Raw genomic sequence first — 20,970 nt, 5'->3', positions numbered from 1 at the left:
TTATTCTCCCACAATCTTGATATTTTGAATATAGACATTCACAGTATCCGTAGTGATTCCAAGTTGATTTTCCAAACTAAATTTCACACGTTCTTGAATATTTTTTGAGACTTCGCTAATCTTTGTTCCATAGCTCAAAACAGTGTAAACATCAACTGCGATAGTTCCTGCTTCCGTTGTTTTGACAACAACACCTTTAGAGAAGTTTTCTTTCCCTAGGAGGGCTTGGAAATTATCTTTGATCGCATTTTTGCTGGCCATTCCAACCACACCGAATATCTCAGTAGCAGCACCGCCTACAACAGTTGCGATAACCTCATCAGTCAATTCAATTTGACCGTCCTTTGTATTGATTTTTACTGTCATAATTTCTACCTCAAAAGTATTTTATATTCTATTTTACCATAAAAGAGATCAACTGTAAAAGGGTAGGGACTATTCTTCTCCCACTGTGACAGCTGTCTCTAGAGAAAAAGAAAAGAACCTCTATGAGGTTCTATATTCTTTATTAAACGCGTTCTACTTTACCAGATTTCAATGCACGAGCTGAAGCCCAAACTTTTTTAGGTTTACCATCGATAAGGACAGTTACTTTTTGAAGGTTTGGTTTTACGGCACGTTTTGTTTGGTTCATAGCGTGTGAACGGTTGTTACCTGATACAGTCTTACGACCTGTGAAATAACATACTTTAGCCATTTCTGTGTTTCCTCCTATTAGATCTAATATAACGGATGTGCTAGCACCACATACCGTACTATATTACCAAAAAAAATCTCTCTTGGCAAGCTTTTGGCCAAAGTTTTTCATTTCCGACTTAAGAAAACGAATTCGCTCCCACATAGATAATTTCCAGATTTCCTAAGGAGACATCGCCTGTAATGTAGAAATCCTTGCTAGTCAGAGCACTTGGATTTTCCTGATGTTGGATCGCTGAGAGGGAATTATCCACATTAACATGGACGCGCCAATCACTTGGTACATAGAGGCTCAGACTCCCAAGGGAAACATCGACAACAAACTGAGCAGAAGGACCCTCGATGCGGCAATTGTCAAAATAAACCGATGCTTCTCCCATACTCACATCTGCACTTCCGCGGGTAAAGTGTTGGTCATTGAGATATTTTGTCACTGTTGAAAAAGTGACATCAATGTCATTGCCATCCGACTTACTCATGGACCCAGCAGAATAGGAAGCTAGGCGGGCTTTTGTTTTCTTAGAGGGTTTAAACAAAATGTTGAGCCCAATCACAGCGAGAATTGAGGAAAGGATGACAACTGAATTTGAAACTGGGAGGAAATGGTATTGCCCATTGAGACAAAAGAGGGCTAAAAGTCCATAGATGAAGCCCCAACCAAAATGGCGTTTTAAGAAACTAGAGAGGGACAGGACGGCAAGCAAGGTAACCCAAGCTAAGGTCCAGATGCTGATGTCCCATTTTACAAAATAGCCCTGTAAAAGGAGTAAGGCTGCTAAAAGGATTAAGAATACTCCGATTAATTTTTTTCTCATGATATTACCTCATTTCATTTAGTCGTTCTTTTAAGAGTTGATAGTAGCGTCTGGATACGTGAACCTGCTTATGGGTCTGATAGAAATTGACCGTGCTGGTTCCTGAAAAAGACTTTTCTAGAGAATATATCTGCTTTGCGTTGACAATGGTGGATTTGGATATCCGACAAAAGGCGATGGGAAGCAGCTCCTCCAACTCATAGAGCTTCTGCTTAACCTCATAGGCCTCGTCCTTGGTGTGCCCAAAAATCTTCTCCCCGTCCGTCTCAAAAAAGAGGATCGATGCCACATCTAGAAAATACTCACTTCGATCCTTGTAGAAGGCCAAAGGAGCAACCTTTTGTTCGAGGATTCTCTCTTGCAGCTGGGTCAACTCCGGGGTCAAGCGCGGAGCTCGAATCAAGATCTCAGGCTCGTCCATTGATGGATCCAATTCGATTCTAACTTTCATAAAACTCCTTTCCCAACGTTTTGATAGTACCATTATAACAGCTGTTGAAAACAAAACAAGGGCTTTTCAGTAAGTGGCACGTTTTCCCCATCAAGAGGTCGTATTTGAGAAGTAAAAAAGAGAGTGGGACAGAAATCGGTCATTCGTTAGAATTCGATTCCGTCGTCCCACCTCCGCACAGTTGAGTAGGGCTGTATAAGCTGATGAAATCAGCGTAGTAGAGCCCACTCAACCACTGCGTCTTGCTCTACAATCCAAAGACAATTGAGAGGCTAGGATTTTTATCCCAACCTCCTTTCTTTATTTATTACTTTCCTTGTCCGGTAAAAGAAAACTTAGACCTACACAAGCGAGCACACCTGCTGTGATAACTAGACCATTTGAGACCGGCAAGAGATCGTAAATCGCATTTGCGATCATAAATGCGATCAAGGCGCAGATAACACTTGCCTTGTAATCTTTTTTCAAGAGATTTTCAAGTGTAAAGAAAGCAAATAAGAGAACAGGGAACAAAGGCCAGATATTCACATCGATCTTTGGAAAGCCAACCATTCCCATTATCACAACTGCAAGAGCAGCAAGAATCAATGAAAGTCCAAGTAATTTTTTCATCATATACCTCGTTTTCAATATTCGGAAGTTTTTTTCCTTTGATGATTCTATGATAACAGAGAGCCCCTAAGGCAACAAGGACTTTTGACTAAGTGGTCAAAAATGGCGCCTATGCGGTCAAAAAAAGGAGCGAGACCGAACGAATATGTGATCACCATCATTCGTCGTCTTGTTCCTTTAAAGCAGTTTCTTCCTATGCCGATTGCAGGGATCGAACCTGTGACCTACGCGTTACGAGTGCGTTGCTCTACCAACTGAGCTAAATCGGCGATTACCTTCTTAGTATAGCACTCTGATAGCGGATGTCAAGCACTTTTAGTTGATCTTTTTAATCAGAATCTGACATGGATTCTGTGGATCCCATAGTTGCGGAAAAATCTCTAATTTTTTAAAACCAAGACTGCGATAAAAGACATTTGTTCGGTCATAATCTTTATTTGAACCTTCTGCGACTGTTTTGACCTGTAGGTAGTCCACTTGTTTGACTGCTTCTCTTTCTATAGTCGTAATTAATTCCCTTCCAATTCCTTGACCTTGGAATGATTTTTTCACGCCTAGACAGTCAATTTCAGCACAATCTTCACTCGAATATGATAAACTTATAAACCCTACTACATCACTTTCTTGATAAGCAGCCCAAACTCGTAAATCCTTAGCTCCTTCAATGTAGGCTTGCGTGCTTTCTGGTATTCCAAACCATTCTGGCAAATCCCTTAAAATCTCAGCGACAACTGCCATTTTTTGATCTTCACCCTTGACTTCTTTAATTACAAACATCATAAGTTCCTTTCTTGATTTTAGTCTTACTTTACCTCTTACGAACCAGCACTTTCGTAGGCATCCAATCCCCTGTCCCAAAGTTTGAGGGAAATAACAAAGAAAACAAGGGAAATCAGAATCAAACCACCAATATTAAAGAGTCCATCCTTGTCCTGCAAGAAATAGCTGGCAGGATAGTAGGCCGTAAAGGCGAAAGGTACAATAAAGCTAATTAACCAACGAAGGAGCGAATTGTAAATAGAAATAGGATACTTGGCAAAATCATTAAACATATAGAAAATGTAAATCATGGCACCTGACTGCTTGGTCCAAAAAGCGATGCTGGCTGTAGCAATTTTCAAGGAAGTATAAATCAAGGTCGCAAAAGGAATACAAACTAGAAAAATCAGGAATTTTGGAAGAGTCCAAGCAATGCTAGTCGCTGTTGTCGCTAGTAAAATTCCACCGACCAAAAGTTCACCCAAGGCATCAATCTGAAAGGTCTCAACGAGGATGTGAAAGAGAGGATTGATAGGACGAGTCAGATACTTGTCAAACTCCCCTTTTCGAACTAGTCGTTGACCTAAAGCCCAGAGATTGTCAAAAAAGAGATGATCTAGTCCCTTTGGAATTAAGGAAAATCCATAGATAAAGGCAATTTCTTGAAAAGTCCAACCTTCTAGGGAGGGAATGTGTTGAAAGATGACATTGAGAAACAAGAGGTTCAGGCCTTGAGTCAGAAAGACTCCCAACACACCAACCACAAAATCTACCTTGTATTCCATGATTTGCTTGATGTACTGTCTGATAAAAATCAGATGCATGCGTTGATATTTTTTCATACTAACCTCCCTGAATGGTGATAAATGACTGGACTCGTTTCCAAATCAACTGAGACAAGCCCACCATCACTATAAGCCAGAAAAGCTGAAGCAAAAGTGCTTGAAGAATCTGACTAGCATCGTATTTCCCAACAATAATCATGACCGGAGTGTAAATTAAGGATGAGAAAGGTAAGAAGGACAGAATATCTGAAATGACCTTTGGAAAGAAAGCCAAGGGAATCAAACTCCCAGACATAAAGGCCACTATGGAAGTCTTAAGTAGGTTGGAACCCCAAAGATTTTTAAATACAAAGGCTGAAAATCCAAAGCAGATATTAAAGAAAAAGTTAATCAGATAGGCCAGCGTTAAGCTAAAAAGATAAAGGGTAGTTAGTCCCAGCACTTCTACAATCCCTTGCCCAGATAAGATTTTCATCAAAACAATGACACTTAAAAATGGCAGTCCAACAGAGATAAAAATCAACCACCTGGAACCAAGCTCCGTAAAGAGGTAAGAAGCCGCAAAATGCACTGGTCGCAACAAGCGCATGATAATGGAACCATCCTTGACCTCATCACCAATCATAAAGGAAGAATCCGACCTAGTCAGAAGATTAGTCACAAAACTCATGATGATGTAGAGGGTGATATCCGCCATACTGAAGCCCTGAATCAAAGGCTCCTGGGAGGAATCAAAGACAGCCTTCCAGAGATAGAAAGCGACAAAAGCCCCCATGACATCACCAATCCGATAGAGAATAAAGTTGACTCGATAGCTAATCAACTCCTGAATCCCTGCATTGATAAAGGGTTTATAACGTCTCCACAATTTGACCATCTTAGAGCTCCTTTCGGTAGAAGCGACGGATAATATCCTCAATATCCGTATCTACCATCTTCAAATCACGGACTTCAAAATCAGATAAGGTTTGCTTGATAATATCGGCCGACTGGTAGCAGGAACTATCGAATTCAATATTGAGAGTATTTCCTTGTCTATCAATGGACATATCAGGCAAGCCCTCATAATGAGAGAGGAGATGATTTTGACCTGGCGTCAGCTCAAAGGAGAGAGTCTTCATCTTGCCAAAGGTCTCCTTGAGCTGGCTAACCGTTCCATCAAAAATCTCTTGCCCCTTATCAATCATAAAAATCCGATCACAGAGTTGCTCAATATCACTCAAATCATGAGTAGTCAAGAGAATAGTTGTCTCTTCCTCCTGATTAATCTGAGTAACGGCCCGGCGAATGTTGTCCTTGACCGACACATCCAAACCAATAGTCGGTTCATCTAAAAAGAGAACCTTGGGATTGTGAAGTAAGGAAGCCGCAATATCCGCCCGCATCCGTTGACCTAGTGAAAGAGTCCGCACAGGATCCTTGATAAATTCCTTCAAATCCAAAACTTCATTCAAAAAGTCCATGCGCTTTTGGAAAAGCGAGTCCGGTACATCATAGATCTCTTTCAAAACCGTGTAGGTCTCTTGCAAAGCCAAATCCCACCATAGCTGGGTGCGTTGTCCGAAAACGACTCCAATATCCTTGACATAATCTTGGCGATTATCCTGGGGAATCTTGCCGTTAATCCGACAAAAGCCAGATGTGGGCTTCAAAATTCCTGTCAGCATTTTGATGGTGGTTGACTTCCCAGCACCATTTGCCCCGATAAATCCTAAAATCTGCCCTTTTGGAACTTCAAAAGTTAAATCCTTGACCGCTTCAAAGGTCTGCTTTTCAGGATGAACAAAGGAGCGCAAGGCTCCCTTTAACCCCGGCTCCTTAACTGTCTTCACAAAATTTTTCTGAAGATGTTGAACTTCTATCATTGCCATATCTATCTCCCTATCGTAAGAAGCAACATTGTATTTTTGACTACAAATATTCTAAATCCTTACTTTCTACACTTTCTCAATATTATTACAGAAGGCTTTATACCAACCTATTATAATCTAATAAAAACAGGAATGCAAGCGTTTGCTTATAGATCATGAAATTAGAGATTTCTCTCTTAAAATGAAACTTTTAATCAAAAATTCAGTTAAATAGTTTCCTTAAGACACCAAAAAACCACCCTCACGGGCAGGTTTATTGTTAAGAAAAAGAATTTTTTTTAATCGAGAAAATTAACGATTCTACTATTAATCCTCCAGCATTTAATTATTATCATCAGTCTCAATGGATTTTTTAAGCCCTCAATTATTCTCCAAAAATTCTTTAATGCGAGAAACAATAGCATCGCTTTGATAATGATAGAGGTCGTGAGGCGCATCCATATAGACGACTTGAACATTAGACTGGTCGCTTGCAAATCTCTCTGCATAACGTTGCCACTCTGATTGGCTAAAGGTCGTGCCTTCACCGTTAGAAACCAGGAGTAAGGCTGGAATTTTCGGATTAATGCTAGATGGAACTTTCTTGGCATTTTCCTTTGCCAAACGGGATTCATGAAGCATGGCTTGTGACATCAACTGCTTATATGCTAGTAATTTATATTGTTGTCGTTCAGTTTCAGTCAGAGTTGGATTTTTTATATAAAAGGACTCAGGGAAATAGCGTAATAAGCCAATCTTACTGCTCCAATAAGCCACAGTAAGCAAGGCCTGATTATCCTTTAAATCCTCATAACTTGCTGGTAATGCCCAATCCAGGCCAACCAAGGCTTTCACTTCATTAGGATATTTTTCTTGCCAAGCAAGGCTCTCAAGGCTAGCCATTGAATGAGAAACAATCACATAAGGCCCCGAAACTTCGGCTTGAGACAAAGCTTGACGGGTCTCAGAAAGAACCGTCATCACATCTCTTGATTGATCACTATCTTCACTAAAACCATATCCCGCTCGCTCTACGACGACTACTTTGTATTTTTTGGATAGGGAATCTGTTAGATTCTTAAAGTCTAATATAGGTGAAGCAATACCTGCACCTGAAAGAAATACTATCGTTTCAGATCCTTCTCCTTTAACAGAGACGTTCATTCGATGTCCATTGACCGTCACCTCTTTACCGATAGGAGTCAGAAGCTTACTTTCTTTTTGCAAACTAAGTTGGTGAAAACCAAATGTGCCTCCTAGAAAAAGGATAAGAAAAACAAAAATGATCCAGCAAAACTGTTTAAATTTTTTCATAGGCATATTGTACAAAAATTAAATCCCGGAAGCAACTTTTCCCAAACAAAAAAACAAGATCCACATGGGACCTTGTTTTCCTGTTTTTATTAAGCTTTGCCTTCTGAACCGAATACGTCGATACGTTCTTCAACAGCTGCTGTAATTGCTTCGAAACCTGGTTTCAAGAATTTACGTGGGTCGAAGAGTTTCTTCTTGTCGTATTCTGCTTCGTTTGCATCGTATTCACGTACGAATTGACGAGTAGCATTTGCAAATGCGATTTGGCATTCAGTGTTCACGTTAACTTTCGCAACACCAAGTTTGATCGCTGCTTGGATTTGATCATCAGGGATACCTGATCCACCGTGCAATACGATTGGGAATCCTGGAACAGCTTCAGTCAATTTTTGCAAGTGGTCAAGGTGAAGACCTTTCCAGTTTGCTGGGTAAGGACCGTGGATGTTACCGATACCTGCAGCCAAGAAGTCGATTCCTGTAGCAACCATTGCTTTAGCATCTTCGATTGGTGCCAATTCACCATCACCGATGATACCGTCTTCTTCACCACCGATAGTACCAACTTCAGCTTCTACTGAGATACCTTTAGCATGAGCTTTTTCAACGACATCTTTCGCCAATTTAAGGTTTTCTTCAACTGGAAGGTGTGAACCGTCAAACATGATTGAAGTGTAACCAGCTTCAATACATTCAAGAGCATCGTCGTAGTGACCATGGTCAAGGTGAATAGCAACTGGTACAGTGATACCCATTGATTCTACAAGGTTTTCAATAAGGGCTTTACATACTTTGTAACCACCCATGTATTTAGCAGCACCCATAGAAGTTTGGATAAGTACTGGAGCTTTCTTAGCTTCTGCTGCACGCAAGATAGCTTGAGTCCACTCAAGGTTGTTTGTGTTAAATCCACCAACTGCATAACCATTGTCACGAGCTGCTTGGACAAATTTTTCTGCTGAAACGATTGCCATGTGTAATAGGCCTCCTATAAATTTTTGTGGGATTGATCCCACTTACATTGTTTATTTTATCACTTTTTAGATGAAATTGCTAGCTTTTCCTGTGTCTTTAAGCACTTTCTTATGATAAATAGGGCAGAATCTCCTATCTCCTAAGGCTTTCATCCTAGCAAATAAGTAAAAGAGAGTGGGACAGAAATCGGTCATTCGTTAGAATTCGATTTCGTCGTCCCACCTCCGCACAGTTGAGTAGGGCTGTAAAAGCTGATGAAATCAGCGTAGTAGAGCCCACTCAACCACTGCGTTTTGCTCGACAATCCAAAAACAATTGAGAGGCTAGGACTTTTGTCCCAGCCTCAATTCTCTTCTTTAATTTTTTTTAGCGAAAGGAGAAAGGCGATCCCGCAAATCACAAGGAGTACTGCTACAACCCATTGAGAATAGAAATAAGCAGCAAATAATTGACTGTCGGTGAACATTTTTCCAAAAAGCCCCTTTACCAATCCCTCAAGAAAGGGAATATTCTCACACACAGCAAGGATTGACGCAAGAAAGAGAATACTGCCCGCTATCAGAAAAAGATGAAGAATCCATTTTTTGATTCTTTTTTCATCTCTGAGCAGATACTTAGAAGCAATCGCCACTAAAAAAATGAAAAGATTCCATATGTTTAAGGCGATAAAATATCTAAAAGTATCCTTGTATGCGCCTATCGCCATAGCTAAAATCATAATAGGACCGAAAAAATTAATGGCACTTCCCAATAGTGCAAAGAGGCTATCGGCCAAAACCAGATACTTCTTCTTCATTTTCTCACCTCATCTCACACCTATTCTACCACAAAGAAATTTGAAAATAAAAAAAGATAGCCAAAGCTATCTTGATCCGATGCGGAGAGAGGGACTTGAACCCTCACGACCTAAAGCGGTCACAGGATCCTTAGTCCTGCGCGTCTGCCAATTCCGCCATCCCCGCGATTGAGTACTTTACTAGTATATCAATCAACAACTTTTTTGTCAAGAATTTTTTCAAAGTTTTTTCAGAGTTTGTCATTTTTTCACAAAAAGGGAGAGTGGGACAGAAATCGGTAATTCGTTAGAATTCGATTTCGTCGTCCCACCTCCGCACAGTTGAGTAGGGCTGTAAAAGCTGATGAAATCAGCGTAGTAGAGCCCACTCAACCACTGCGTCTTGCTCAACAATCCAAAAATAATTGAAAGGCTAGGACTTTTGTCCCAGCCTCCCTTGATTTTTATTTGCTATCGTGGTTTTCAACTGCCGCTGTGATAAAGGCTGTGTAAAGTCCTTCTGGGCGGTTTGGACGGCTTGACAATTCTGGGTGGTATTGGCAAGCGACAAAGAATTTGTTTTCTGGGATTTCAACGATTTCGACCAAACGGTTGTCTGGTGAAACGCCTGAGAAGACAAAACCTGCTTCTTCGAACTGTTCACGGAAAGCATTGTTAAACTCATAACGGTGACGGTGGCGACGTTGTACCACTTCTTGATTGTCATAGGCAGCAGCTGCTTTTGATCCTCGTTTGAGTTTAGATGGGTAAAGACCGAGACGGAGCGTTCCTCCCATATCTTCCACATCGATTTGGTCCCGCATGATATCGATAATCGGATACTTGGTTTCTGGATCCAATTCGGATGAATTAGCTCCTTCCAAGCCTAAAACGTGACGGGCAAATTCGATACAGGTTAACTGCATCCCCAAGCAGACACCCAACATTGGGACGTCCTGTTCACGCGCATACTTGATGGCTTGAATTTTTCCTTCTGTTCCCCGTTGACCAAAACCACCTGGGACAATGATCCCATCCGCATCTCCAAGGAGTTCTGCCACATTTTCAGCTGTCACATCATTGGCATTGACCCAATTAATCTTGACCTCTGCATCATTGGCATACCCTGAGTGCTTCAAGGCCTCAACGACAGAAATGTAGGCATCTTGCAATTCTACGTATTTTCCAACCAAGGAAATCTTGACCTGTTTCTTAAGGTTCATGACCTTGTCGACCATTGCAGACCATTCTGTCATATCTGCTGCAGGAACATCCAATTTCAAATGGTCACAAACGATTTGGTCCATATTTTGTGCTTGCAGGTTCAATGGGATTTGGTACAAATGTTCCACATCAAGTGACTCGATGACAGCCTCTGGTGCCACATCACAGAATTGAGCCAACTTGTTCTTAATTCCTTGACCAGCTGGTTTTTCTGTACGGATGACCAACATATTTGGTTGAATTCCAAGACCACGCAATTCTTTCACAGAGTGTTGGGTCGGCTTGGTTTTCATTTCTCCCGCAGCCTTCAAGTAAGGTAGAAGAGTGGTGTGGATGTACATAACGTTTTCAGCACCAACATCTGCCTTCATTTGACGAAGAGCTTCAAGGAATGGAAGGGATTCAATGTCTCCAACTGTTCCCCCGACTTCTGTGATGATGACATCTGAATCCGTCGTCGTCGCTGCTCGTTTGATCTTTTCTTTCAAGGCATCTGTAATATGAGGAATAACCTGTACAGTCGCGCCCAAGTATTCTCCGCGACGTTCTTTGCGAAGAACTTCGCTATAAATTTTCCCTGTTGTCACATTTGAGTACTTATTCAGATTGATATCAATGAAGCGTTCATAGTGACCAAGGTCCAAGTCTGTCTCTGCACCATCGTCTGTGACAAATACTTCCCCGTGTTGGTAAGGGCTCATCGTCCCTGGGTCAATATTGATATAAGGGTCAAATTTTTGGATGGTCACTTTCAATCCACGATTTTTGAGCAAGCGACCAAGACTTGCTGCGACAATCCCTTTCCCGATGGATGATACGACACCACCCGTGACAAAAATATATTTTGTTGACATGTGCTTTCCTCTTCTTCTAATGTTGTAGAGGCCATTCCTCTTTGCAGAAAAAACAAAAATAGCTCCCTAATCCTTAGGGAGCTCCGACCTCAAAATGAGGTGCCCGAACAATATCTTACCGCAAATGGTCTACTTTGTCAAATTGAAAATTTCATGAAAATTATTTTCTCTGTTTACACGACCTTTTCCACTCCATTTTGTGTGACGAGAAATTTCTCAAATTGAAGCCGAGGCATGCAAGAAGCAAGGTCCTTGTGGATTCGCTCTAGCGCTTCTAAACGCATCTCGACTGACGTCTCGGTATTTCCTTGGATGACAAAGAGGGCGTTTTGCGTAGTCTCCTCAAATTTGTAATGGTCACTATCGCGTACATCCAACCAAGCCAAAACTCCTTTTTGATCCCGGTAGACAGGATCTGTCGGTGCGACATGTTTTTCACTAGAAAGGATCGGGAGGAAGAGATCGTCTCTTTGACTCACTGTAAATTCAATCGGTCCCTCAATCTTATCTAGGTCATGTCCTCCGATCGCGAGAAAAGACTTCAGAGATTCGACATTATAGATATCAATGATGCTATTGATCTGAGGAAGAGCTCCTCGATGCTGGATGTTTCGGATAAGAGCTAGGACCGTTGGGGGATTTTTCTTGATGCTACGCCCTACATTTTGCAAGAGGTCTGTATACCCTTTGATGACAGGAGATGCCACTACTTCTTCTGTCTGACACTGGAGCGCCCATTGTTCAAGCTCTTTCTTCTTTTCAAGAAAAGAAGGGAGCAAAACTGCTTGAGGATCCACATTTCTAGCAATTCCGACCACAACCGTATCAATACCAAGAGCTACTAAACTTTGATCTAAACGAAAGTCCATCTGGAACACCTCCTATTGGGAAACCTTACACGTTTATCATACGCCATTTCGCCACTTTTTTCAATGCAAACAAAAAGAAACAAGGAACAATTTTTTTCAGAAGATAGATAAACTATTTTTATTGACATATAAGTCAATAAATTACTTGCAATCCATCTTCTACTTTAAAAAAATCAAAGGATATTCTGAAACTTTCCACCGTGAGAAAAGTGCCTGAAACGTTTTTGTTTCAGGCACTCGGGAGTTTTGAAACCTTAGGTTCAAAACTAAGTCATGGAACTTCGTAGAAGTTCGCTGACGTCCGTACTCATCTAAGGAAAGTTTCTGGGAAAACTTCGTCTTCAATAAAAAAACAAGGAACAATTTCCTTGTTTCATATGATTTATTCTTCTTCCTCGTCTTCAGAATCCTCTTCTTCGTCGTCTTCTTCGCTTAATTCAACTTCCTCACCCAAATCATCTGGTACGATTTCATTGATTTCAGCATCGTAAGCTTCGACTTCACTCTTTTCATCATCTGGATTTTCTTCATCATATGAAAGAGCTGGATCTGCTTCGTAAACTTCTTCGTCTTCTGGATCGTCGTCGTTGTAGTCGATCGCATCTTCGTCTCCATCCATGAAGGCATTGACACGTTTTTTCTTCCGTTTCTTAGGAGTTTCATCTTCGTCTGTTTCTTCAAGAGCGATGATTTCTTCGTCAACTTCATCGATGGCATACCATGAACGAAGACCCCATTTGTTATCTCCAAGTGGGATAAAGCTTCCATCTACATTCAATTCTGTGTAGAACAATGGAAGAGCTTCACGGATCTCGCTGTTTGATTTTTCAAGGTAATTTTGAATTTCATTTACAAGATCGCTAAAGTACATTTCATGGTCACGTCCGCGTAATTCCAAAATCGCACGCGCCACTTCAATCATAGAAAGTTCACTTTTTTCTTGTCCAGCAAATACTTCTAATTCCAAGGGTAAATCTCCTTATGTTTCATTTCCTAAATGGAGAAGGATCCGGTCTTAAACCTCATCCTATCCTCAATGATAGATTGAAAACTTCTCGCCACTAAATCTATCACGCATTTTATCGTTACACTCTATTGTACGATAAATTTCCCCTTTCGTCAAAGGAAAATTCCAGGATTCTCCATGAAATCAAAAAAAGAAGAGCCTCACGGCTCTTCTTTTTTATCTAAATTATTTTACTTTTGCTGTGCTTGTGATCACGTTCACTGCTTTCTTCACTGTGATGTCATGTTTCAACATTTCTGGTGAAAGAAGGTTGCGAACTTGTTCAACTGGCATGTTGTAATCTGCTGCCAATTGTTCGATTTCAGCGTTGATTTCTTCTTCAGTTGCTTCGAAGCCTTCTGCTTTCGCTACTGCTTCAACCACAAGGTTTGTCTTCGTACGGCTTTCAGCTTCTGCTTCGTATTGTTTGTGAAGATCTTCTTGAGTTGTTCCAGTGATTTGGAAGTACATTTCAGGTGAGATACCTTGACGTTGCATGTTTCCAAGGAACTCGTTGATTGAACGGTGTACTTCTTCGTGGATCATTTCTTCTGGAAGGTCAACGATTTCAGCGTTTTCAACTGCAAGATCGATTGCTGCTGCTTCTACTGCATCGTTGTATGCTTCTTCTTTAGCTGCTGCCAATTCCTTACGGTATTTTTCTTTCAATTCAGCAAGAGTTTCAACTTCTTCGTCGATGTCTTTTGCCAATTCATCGTCAAGAGCTGGTACTTCTTTTGCTTTTACTTCGTGGATAGTTGTCACGAATTTCGCTTCTTTACCTGCAAGGTCAGCTGCTTGGTAGTCTTCTGGGAATGTTACGATCACATCAACTGTTTCACCAGCAGAGTGTCCAACCAATTGGTCTTCGAAACCTGGGATGAATTGACCTGAACCAAGTCCAAGTGAGAAGTTGTCACCTTTACCACCGTCGAATTCAACACCGTCGATAGAACCTACGAAGTCGATCACAACTGTGTCACCTTCTGCTGCAGCACCTTCTTTAACAACCAATTCAGCCAAGTTGTTGCGTTCGCGTTCGATACGAGCATCCACATCAGCGTCTGTTACTTCTTTAGAAACTTCTACTGACACTTCAAGGTCTTTGTATGCACCCAATTTTACTTCAGGTTTTGTGACAACAGCTGCTGTCAATGTCCAGTCTTGACCTTTTTCCATAGATACAACATCGAAAGTTGGTTGTGCTACCACTTCGATTCCAGCTTCTTTAACAGCTGCTTCGTATGCTGCTGGAAGAAGATCGTTCAAAGCATCTTGGTAAAGTGCTTCTTCACCAAAACGTTGGTTGAAGATTGGACGTGGAATATGACCTTTACGGAATCCAGGTACGTTCAAAGTTTTCTTAACTGACTCAAACACACGGTCCAAAGCAGGTTTGATTTGCTCTTGGCTGATTGTGAAAGTCAATACACCGTGGTTAGTTTCTTTGTTTTCAAATGATACAGACATTCTGTCTCTCCTTAAAATAATATAGTCATTCCTTATAATTTTACCACAAAACTTTGAAATTGCAAGTTTTAAAACGTTTTTGCCTCTCTTTTCATCCAAAAAAACTAGCCCTTAAAAGCTAGTTCTGATTATGATTTTCGGATGGGATCATCGAGGTAGAGAGCACGGGCGCCACCGATCAATTTTGGACGACTGGCCAGGGCTGTGACATGGGCTCCACCTAGTTCACGCAAGATAGGGCGAATCGGAACTTGCACGTGTTTGACATGCATCCCTACTGAGGTATCTCCGATGTCTAACCCGGCTTGAGCTGTGATAAATTCCACCTCAACAGGATCCTTAAAATACTTGAAAGCTGCGAGTTGTCCAGCACCTCCTGCATGGAGACTCGGAAGGACATTGACGATTTCTAGCTCCTTCTTGTCCGCCAATTCTCTTTCGACCACCAAGGCGCGATTGAGATGCTCACATCCTTGTACCGCCAGATAAATCCCTCTTGGATTCAACTCATCTAGCAAGGTCTGGACAATAGCTTCGGCAATGTCGATGTTGGAGGCCTTTCCAATTTGTCCTCCTGCAACTTCACTTGAAGACATCCCGAGGACTAGAATCTGTCCTTGGCGGAGACGACTTTTTTCCAAGACATCTACCAGGATTTCTTTTGTATCCTTCTTCAGTTGCTCCAGATCCATGAATTAGCTTCCTTTCTTTTGAAATGCATAATAGACCACATAGCCTAAAGCCATTCCAACAAAATTCTGAGCGAGGTTATTCGGAATGTCCGAGATAGCAGCACCCCAGCCATTGCCTAAAAAGAGGGCAGAAGCTAGTGCGTAACCGCCTACCATCACAACTGTCGCAAGAAGCAAGCCTAGGTAACGAGCTTTGCCCTTGAAGCCAGCGAAATAGCCTTGTCCCCCGTGAAAGAGGAGACTAAAGAACATCCACTGAGGATATCCTGAAATCAGATCCAATAAGAAGGCTCCGACACCACCGACAATAGCACCTTCCTTGCGTCCAAAATAGAAGGCTGTGAAATACACTCCAAGATCTAGCAGGGTGACGATCCCTGTCGGAGTTGGAAGTTTTGTATAGTAGCCAAGTACAACTGTCAAGGCTGTCAAAATGGAAATGCGGGCAATGAGTTGAGTTCGATTAGATGTCATATTGTACTACTCCATACTGGTCTGAATGTTGAATCGCTTGGAAAACAAAGTCTTTAGAGGCTTTAACAGCTTCAAGTGGAGATTTCCCTTGCACCAACTGGCTGGAAATGCTAGATGCAAAGGTACAACCAGCTCCTGTATTGTTCTTTTCTAAGACTGGCTCTTCAATGACGGTGAAGTCCGTCCCATCATAAAAGACATCGATGGCCTTTTCTTTATTGAGACGATTGCCCCCTTTGACCACGACATTCGCTGCTCCTAATTCGTGGAGCTTACGCGCTGCCGCCTTCATATCGTCGAGCGATTGAATCTTGCTTTGGGTCAAGATCTCAGCTTCTGGCAAGTTTGGCGTGATGATGGTCACATAAGGGAAGAATTTGATCAATTCGTCTCGAAGAGCTGAAACTTCTACATCATGGCTTTCCTTGCAGACCAAGACAGGATCTAGTACCACAGGGATCTCCGCATGGGCTTTGACATAGTCCAAGGCCAAGTCTGCCACTTGGACATTTGGTAAAAGACCGAGTTTAATAGCAGAGAAAGGAACATCTTTGAGGGAGTTGAGCTGTTGCGCAAAGGTCGTCGGATCCACCGGAATCACTTCAAAACCGTGCTCCGTCATGGCGGTCAAACAAGTCACCGCTACAAAACCATGCTGTTTGTTAGTCGTATAGGTTGCAAGGTCTGCGTGAAGACCTCCCCCACTAAAAATATCATTTCCTGAAATAGCTAGAATCAATTCATTACTCATAACGGATCTCCTTTAAATATAAGCCATTTGGCGCTGCTGTAGGACCTGCTAGATTGCGGTCCTTCTTTTCTAAAATTAGATCGATCTGCTCGATCGGCATCCGATCATTTCCAATCTTCAACAAAGTTCCCACCATATTGCGGATTTGCTTGTAGAGAAAGCCATTGCCCGAAAAGGTAAAGACAAGGCGATGATGTTCTGCATCCTCGACCAAGCGAGCCTCTGTAATCGTACGAACCTTGTCTTCCACACTGGTTCCTGAAGCTGTAAAACCAGTGAAATCATGGGTTCCCTCTAACTTTTGGATGGCTGCTTGCATCTTTTCCACATCCAAAGGATAAGGATAGTGGGTGGCATAGTGGCGCATCATGGGGTTCTTGGGACGACCATAATCCACGATAAATTCATAGGTCTTGCTGTGCTTCTTGTAGCGTGAGTGAAAGTCATCTTCTACTTGCTCCACTCGGATGAAATCAATATCCTCTGGGGTTTGGGTATCGAGGGCAAAGCGAAGCTTCTCCTCGTCCCGCGCTTGAGGGAGATCAAAATGAATCACCTGGCCAAGAGCATGGACACCGGAATCCGTTCGCCCCGCTCCATGAACGGTAACAGGGGTTCCTTGATTGAGGCGCGTCAAGGTCTTCTCGATTTCCTCTTGCACACTACGGGCATGCGGTTGGCGTTGAAACCCTGCAAACAAGGTCCCGTCATATGAAATGGTTGCTTTGTATCGTGTCATGGTTTTATTTTAGCAGGATATAGAAGGGGTTACAAGAGTGAAAAATTCAAACTGTCCGGGTACAGTTTTGCAAGTACAAAAAGAGGCTGGGACAAAAGTCCTAGCCTCTCAATTATTTTTGGATTGTCGAGCAAGACGCAGTGGTTGAGTGGGCTCTACTACGCTGATTTCATCAGCTTTTACAGCCCTACTCAACTGTGCGGAGGTGGGACGACGAAATCGAATTCTAACGAATTACCGATTTCTGTCCCACTCTCCCAACTTCGACCTGTTACAAATCAACTAGGTCTCAGTCTCTTTTTTTATTTTTCAAGTCCATTCCTGCTGCTCCTAAGATCGCTCCTAGTAAAGCGAGACCCAGATCAGATTCCACTCCTGTTTCTGGAAGTTGCTTGTTAGAAGATACTGTTTCTGGATGGACCGCTTCTTCCACAGCTGCTGGAATTGGCGTTGGGGTATTTCCTGATACTTCTGGTTGATCCTTCGCGATCACATGAGGTGTTGACTGATCTGGAACCACTTTATTTACAAGCACGTCTGACTTCACTGGTGCTTCTACTGAAGGGCTTGTTAGGATCACGACTTCTCTGGTACCGACTTCAACAATTTCTGCAACCGGCTCTGTTGCAACTTCTGTAGCGATCACTTTTCGACTTTGATCAAGCGTCGAAACCTCTACATACTCAAGACCTTGCCCTTTAACTCCAGCCTGGATTACTCTGCGTTCTCCTTTAGCGAGATCTGGATTGGTGCGTTCCACAAGGTCAAAATCAAGTTCTTTTTCTACGATTTCAAGACTTGGTTTATATTCCACTAGGGCTTTGACGTCATTTTCAGCCAAGCTACCCACTTGCGTAATTGGCTTGAGCCCTGCAAGGGCTTGGGTCAGAGTGGCCACTTCTTGATCCACCTGATCTTGATGAGCACGGCTCACATTCCAATTCAAGCTATCTAAGACTTTCGCAAGTGCTGCGCGAGATTCTGGTGTGTAAATATCTAGATCTGTTGGCACCGTAGCAACTGCTTTTCTAAGAGCAGTGAAGTCTGCCTTGAAATAGTCCTTGTTGTGGTTGGCAAAAGCTTCCATGAGATCAAAGACATTTTTTTCTATGTATTCTTCACTTGGGGTATCACACCAAACAGCTACCATGCTACCGACCATTGGCAAAGATGTTTCTGGATATGTTGTACTTGGGAGTTGTCTAAATGGAGTAGCAGCTGCATTGGCAATCGCTTTTTCAATATAACCACCACCCGTTTCAGGTGTTCTCCCCAAAACATAGTACCAGTCTCCGTTGGTATTAAGGAATTTATAACCCTTATCTGCCAAATACTGTGGTGACGCAAGGTTATAGCCCCACCATCCTTTAGACCAGTATGAAATCAAGACGTCCTTGTCAAAGGCAACATCATCTTCATCTCCATAATAGAAGCCATCGTTAAAGGCCATTGGCTGCAAGCCTTTTTCACGCGCCATGGCTGCAAGACTATTGGAATACTCCGCAAACTTACCATAGAGGTCATACCACTTGAGGTAGTACCAACCTTGCGCACTGGTAGCGTCATTGGCATATTCATCCGTTCCGTAGTTAAAGATCTTAGACTTGTCTTTGAAGTAGTCCATGTACTTTCCAATCAAGGCTTTGGTAAAGTTGACTGCTGCTTCATTGGTCAAATCCATGGTTGTTTTTGAAACCGTATCAAAGCTGGCTTGTGGATTTTCAATGCCCAATTTTTCCATGGCCACCAACAAAGCATCCATGTGGCCAGGACTATTGACTGCCGCAATCAAGCCGATTCCTTTAGCAGTAGCATAAGCATGGAGTTCATCCATTTCTGCTTGAGTCAAGGCTTGACCATTTGGATCATCGTAATAGGCCTTGGTGCCTTCTAAAATGGCTTTTTTTACATCATCACTGGCATAGGTTTTGCCATTGGCTTCCACCGTCATGTCATCGAGCACGAAGCGCATGCCATCGTTTCCAACAAGGAGGTGCAAGTCAGAATAGCCAAGCTCACTGGCCTTATCTACGATCCGTTTCAACTGATCCAGCGAGAAGTATTTGCGACCTGCATCGATCGAGATGACCTTCTTCATAGCAAGTTTTTCTGCCACTTCTTTTGCTGCAACTTCTTTCGCGTAGCTTTCCGTATACACCAAAGCATCTTGAGCTGCTTTGAGATGGTCGATCAAGGTTTTGGCCTCTGCTCGAGTGGTGTTTGCTCCTGCCCCTTCTAAAGCTTTTTTAGCTGCTGTAAAGGCTACTAGAGATTCCGGTGTATAGTGGTCCAAATCAGTTGGAGCTTCCGAAAGAGCTTTTTCGACCACTTCAGGATCTGCTACAAAGTAGTCCGCATTCTTGTCCGCGAAGGCATGCATGAGCTTAAAGAGAAGGTCTTTTTTGTAGGTTGCAGATGGCGTATCTGCCCAGGCAGCTACCATGCCACCGATGAAGGGAACCTTAGCCCCATCATTTTTTTGAACCACATCAATCGCTGACTTGGAAATTCCTTCGAGACCTTGATCAAGGTTGTACCAACCAGATCCAGCCTTGTCCCGTCCAAGCACATAATACCAAGCATCATTGGTATTAAGAATCTGATGACCTAGTTCAGACAAGAGTTTTGAAGAAGCGACATCATAGCCATTCCAGCCACCTGTCCAGTAGGACACAATGATATCCTTGTCAAAAGTACCATAGGAAGTATCGCCATTGTAGTAGATTCCATCATTGAAGGCCATTGGTTTCATCTTGTGTTTTTTCACAATGGCTGCTAGATCATTGGCGTATTGGATGAATTTTTCATAGCCTTTTTCTGGATAGCCTTCACCTGGCCAATGCTTGCTAGCTTGGAGAACCTGCCAACCATGGGCATCTGTGGCATCGTTGGCATATTCATCCAAACCAATATTGAAAATGTCTGCCTTGCCGCTGAAATAAGCCGCATACTTGTCTACCAAGGCTTTGGTAAAGTCTAAGGCTTTTTGGTTGTCCAAATCAACTGTCCGAGCTGATTTTTTAGTGCCAAAGTAATTAAAGTGAGGGTTTTCGATGCCCAATTGTTCCATGGCTGTCAGAATCGCATCCATGTGACCTGGACTATTAATAGTTGGGATGACGCCCACTTTCTTCGATTTGGCGTAGGCCAAAATATCATCCATTTGAGCCTGGGTCAAGGCTGTCCCGTTCGGATCATCGTAATAAGCTTTTGTCCCTTTTTCAACCGCATCTGTCACGGCTTGGCTAGAATAAGAAGTATCTCCCACTTTCAAAGACATATCATCCAGCACAAAGCGCAAGCCGTCATTTCCAACTAGAAGATGCAAGTCTGTATAGCCCGTCTTACTAGCTTCATCAATGATTTCCTTGATTTGCTCTGGTGAGAAGTACTTGCGACCGGCATCGATCGAAACAATCTTTTTCTTGGCTAATTTTTCTTCCTGATCAGGATCTTTAGCAGGCGTTTCCGTCGCTGGTTGAGCTGCCACATCCGACTCTGCGACAGAACTTGCTTCTTCGCGAATCAAACGGTCAAGATCTGATACCCGCAATTCACGATCAGGCAGTGTCGGTTGACTTTGATCGACGATTGGGGCAGGAGCCGTTGGTTTTTCTACTGTTGGCTGAGAAGCTTCCTCATTAAGGGAAATCGTCGACTCACCCTCGTTTGGCTGAGTTGGAACTGTCGTTGAAGGGCTGTCTGTAGCCGTTGGCGTATCAGCTGCTACAACATTCGCGCCAGCAAAAAATCCTATGAGCACCGAAGCAGCTCCTACTGCATACTTGCGAATCGCATAACGTGGTTGATCTGATTTCATCAGGACCTCCTAAATTGTCATTGTAATCGTTTTCTTAAATTT

21 protein-coding genes and 2 tRNA genes are annotated in these 20,970 nt (G+C 42.5%); all 23 read right to left on the bottom strand.

Going from position 1 to position 20,970, the window contains the following annotated elements; genetic code table 11:
* Positions 1-366: an Asp23/Gls24 family envelope stress response protein gene (locus tag RIN70_RS02225; protein ID WP_003004393.1), complete on the bottom strand. Its 366-nt coding sequence runs from the start codon at positions 364-366 to the stop codon at positions 1-3.
* A 142-nt stretch (positions 367-508) separates the two neighbouring features.
* A complete protein-coding gene (gene rpmB, locus RIN70_RS02220; RefSeq protein WP_001140948.1) occupies positions 509-697 on the bottom strand; it encodes a 50S ribosomal protein L28 in 189 nt (62 codons plus the stop codon).
* A gap of 118 nt (positions 698-815) precedes the next feature.
* Positions 816-1,511, bottom strand: a complete 696-nt coding sequence (locus tag RIN70_RS02215) for a LiaF transmembrane domain-containing protein (protein WP_070665165.1) — start codon at positions 1,509-1,511, stop codon at positions 816-818.
* A 4-nt stretch (positions 1,512-1,515) separates the two neighbouring features.
* Complete coding sequence (locus tag RIN70_RS02210; RefSeq protein ID WP_003004160.1) at positions 1,516-1,962, bottom strand: LytTR family DNA-binding domain-containing protein; 447 nt, start codon at positions 1,960-1,962, stop codon at positions 1,516-1,518.
* A gap of 300 nt (positions 1,963-2,262) precedes the next feature.
* Positions 2,263-2,574, bottom strand: coding sequence for a LiaF transmembrane domain-containing protein (locus RIN70_RS02205; RefSeq protein ID WP_118228620.1), 312 nt, complete (start codon positions 2,572-2,574; stop codon positions 2,263-2,265).
* Positions 2,575-2,770: 196 nt separating this feature from the next.
* Positions 2,771-2,843, bottom strand: a tRNA-Thr gene (locus RIN70_RS02200).
* 46 nt (positions 2,844-2,889) lie between these two features.
* A complete protein-coding gene (locus tag RIN70_RS02195) occupies positions 2,890-3,351 on the bottom strand; it encodes a GNAT family N-acetyltransferase (protein WP_003017336.1) in 462 nt (153 codons plus the stop codon).
* A 38-nt stretch (positions 3,352-3,389) separates the two neighbouring features.
* On the bottom strand, positions 3,390-4,175 hold the full coding sequence (locus RIN70_RS02190) for an ABC transporter permease (protein WP_003017328.1): 786 nt from the start codon (positions 4,173-4,175) through the stop codon (positions 3,390-3,392).
* A gap of 1 nt (position 4,176) precedes the next feature.
* Entirely contained in the window at positions 4,177-4,995 is an 819-nt protein-coding gene (locus tag RIN70_RS02185; protein WP_023919334.1) for an ABC transporter permease, read from the bottom strand.
* Between the two features lies 1 nt (position 4,996).
* Positions 4,997-5,989: an ABC transporter ATP-binding protein gene (locus tag RIN70_RS02180; protein ID WP_313790651.1), complete on the bottom strand. Its 993-nt coding sequence runs from the start codon at positions 5,987-5,989 to the stop codon at positions 4,997-4,999.
* A 360-nt stretch (positions 5,990-6,349) separates the two neighbouring features.
* Positions 6,350-7,288, bottom strand: coding sequence for an alpha/beta fold hydrolase (locus RIN70_RS02175; protein WP_313790650.1), 939 nt, complete (start codon positions 7,286-7,288; stop codon positions 6,350-6,352).
* Between the two features lie 83 nt (positions 7,289-7,371).
* A complete protein-coding gene (locus RIN70_RS02170; RefSeq protein ID WP_003004573.1) occupies positions 7,372-8,253 on the bottom strand; it encodes a class II fructose-bisphosphate aldolase in 882 nt (293 codons plus the stop codon).
* A gap of 344 nt (positions 8,254-8,597) precedes the next feature.
* Positions 8,598-9,050 carry a hypothetical protein gene (locus tag RIN70_RS02165; protein ID WP_313790649.1) on the bottom strand — a complete coding sequence of 151 codons (453 nt, stop codon included), beginning with the start codon at positions 9,048-9,050 and terminating at the stop codon, positions 8,598-8,600.
* Positions 9,051-9,130: 80 nt separating this feature from the next.
* Positions 9,131-9,216, bottom strand: a tRNA-Leu gene (locus tag RIN70_RS02160).
* 277 nt (positions 9,217-9,493) lie between these two features.
* On the bottom strand, positions 9,494-11,107 hold the full coding sequence (locus tag RIN70_RS02155; RefSeq protein ID WP_003004055.1) for a CTP synthase: 1,614 nt from the start codon (positions 11,105-11,107) through the stop codon (positions 9,494-9,496).
* A gap of 173 nt (positions 11,108-11,280) precedes the next feature.
* Entirely contained in the window at positions 11,281-11,976 is a 696-nt protein-coding gene (locus RIN70_RS02150) for a B3/B4 domain-containing protein (RefSeq protein ID WP_070465049.1), read from the bottom strand.
* Between the two features lie 382 nt (positions 11,977-12,358).
* Entirely contained in the window at positions 12,359-12,943 is a 585-nt protein-coding gene (gene rpoE, locus RIN70_RS02145; RefSeq protein ID WP_003010182.1) for a DNA-directed RNA polymerase subunit delta, read from the bottom strand.
* A gap of 225 nt (positions 12,944-13,168) precedes the next feature.
* On the bottom strand, positions 13,169-14,452 hold the full coding sequence (gene tig, locus RIN70_RS02140) for a trigger factor (RefSeq protein ID WP_003017990.1): 1,284 nt from the start codon (positions 14,450-14,452) through the stop codon (positions 13,169-13,171).
* A gap of 128 nt (positions 14,453-14,580) precedes the next feature.
* A complete protein-coding gene (locus RIN70_RS02135) occupies positions 14,581-15,144 on the bottom strand; it encodes a TIGR01440 family protein (protein ID WP_049497648.1) in 564 nt (187 codons plus the stop codon).
* Positions 15,145-15,147: 3 nt separating this feature from the next.
* Positions 15,148-15,618 carry an ECF transporter S component gene (locus tag RIN70_RS02130; protein WP_313790648.1) on the bottom strand — a complete coding sequence of 157 codons (471 nt, stop codon included), beginning with the start codon at positions 15,616-15,618 and terminating at the stop codon, positions 15,148-15,150.
* Positions 15,608-16,369, bottom strand: a complete 762-nt coding sequence (locus RIN70_RS02125; RefSeq protein ID WP_003010172.1) for a bifunctional hydroxymethylpyrimidine kinase/phosphomethylpyrimidine kinase — start codon at positions 16,367-16,369, stop codon at positions 15,608-15,610. The genes RIN70_RS02130 and RIN70_RS02125 overlap by 11 nt, the downstream gene beginning before the upstream one ends.
* On the bottom strand, positions 16,362-17,108 hold the full coding sequence (truA, locus tag RIN70_RS02120; protein WP_003004657.1) for a tRNA pseudouridine(38-40) synthase TruA: 747 nt from the start codon (positions 17,106-17,108) through the stop codon (positions 16,362-16,364). The genes RIN70_RS02125 and truA overlap by 8 nt, the downstream gene beginning before the upstream one ends.
* 289 nt (positions 17,109-17,397) lie before the next feature.
* Positions 17,398-20,928, bottom strand: a complete 3,531-nt coding sequence (locus RIN70_RS02115) for a family 20 glycosylhydrolase (protein WP_272144978.1) — start codon at positions 20,926-20,928, stop codon at positions 17,398-17,400.
* Between the last annotated feature and the right edge of the window lie 42 nt (positions 20,929-20,970).

The organism is Streptococcus parasanguinis (assembly GCF_032163505.1).
Lineage (GTDB): Bacteria > Bacillota > Bacilli > Lactobacillales > Streptococcaceae > Streptococcus > Streptococcus parasanguinis_V.
The sequence above is the reverse complement of the archived record's forward strand: the minus strand, read 5'-3'. Positions and strand labels throughout refer to the sequence as shown.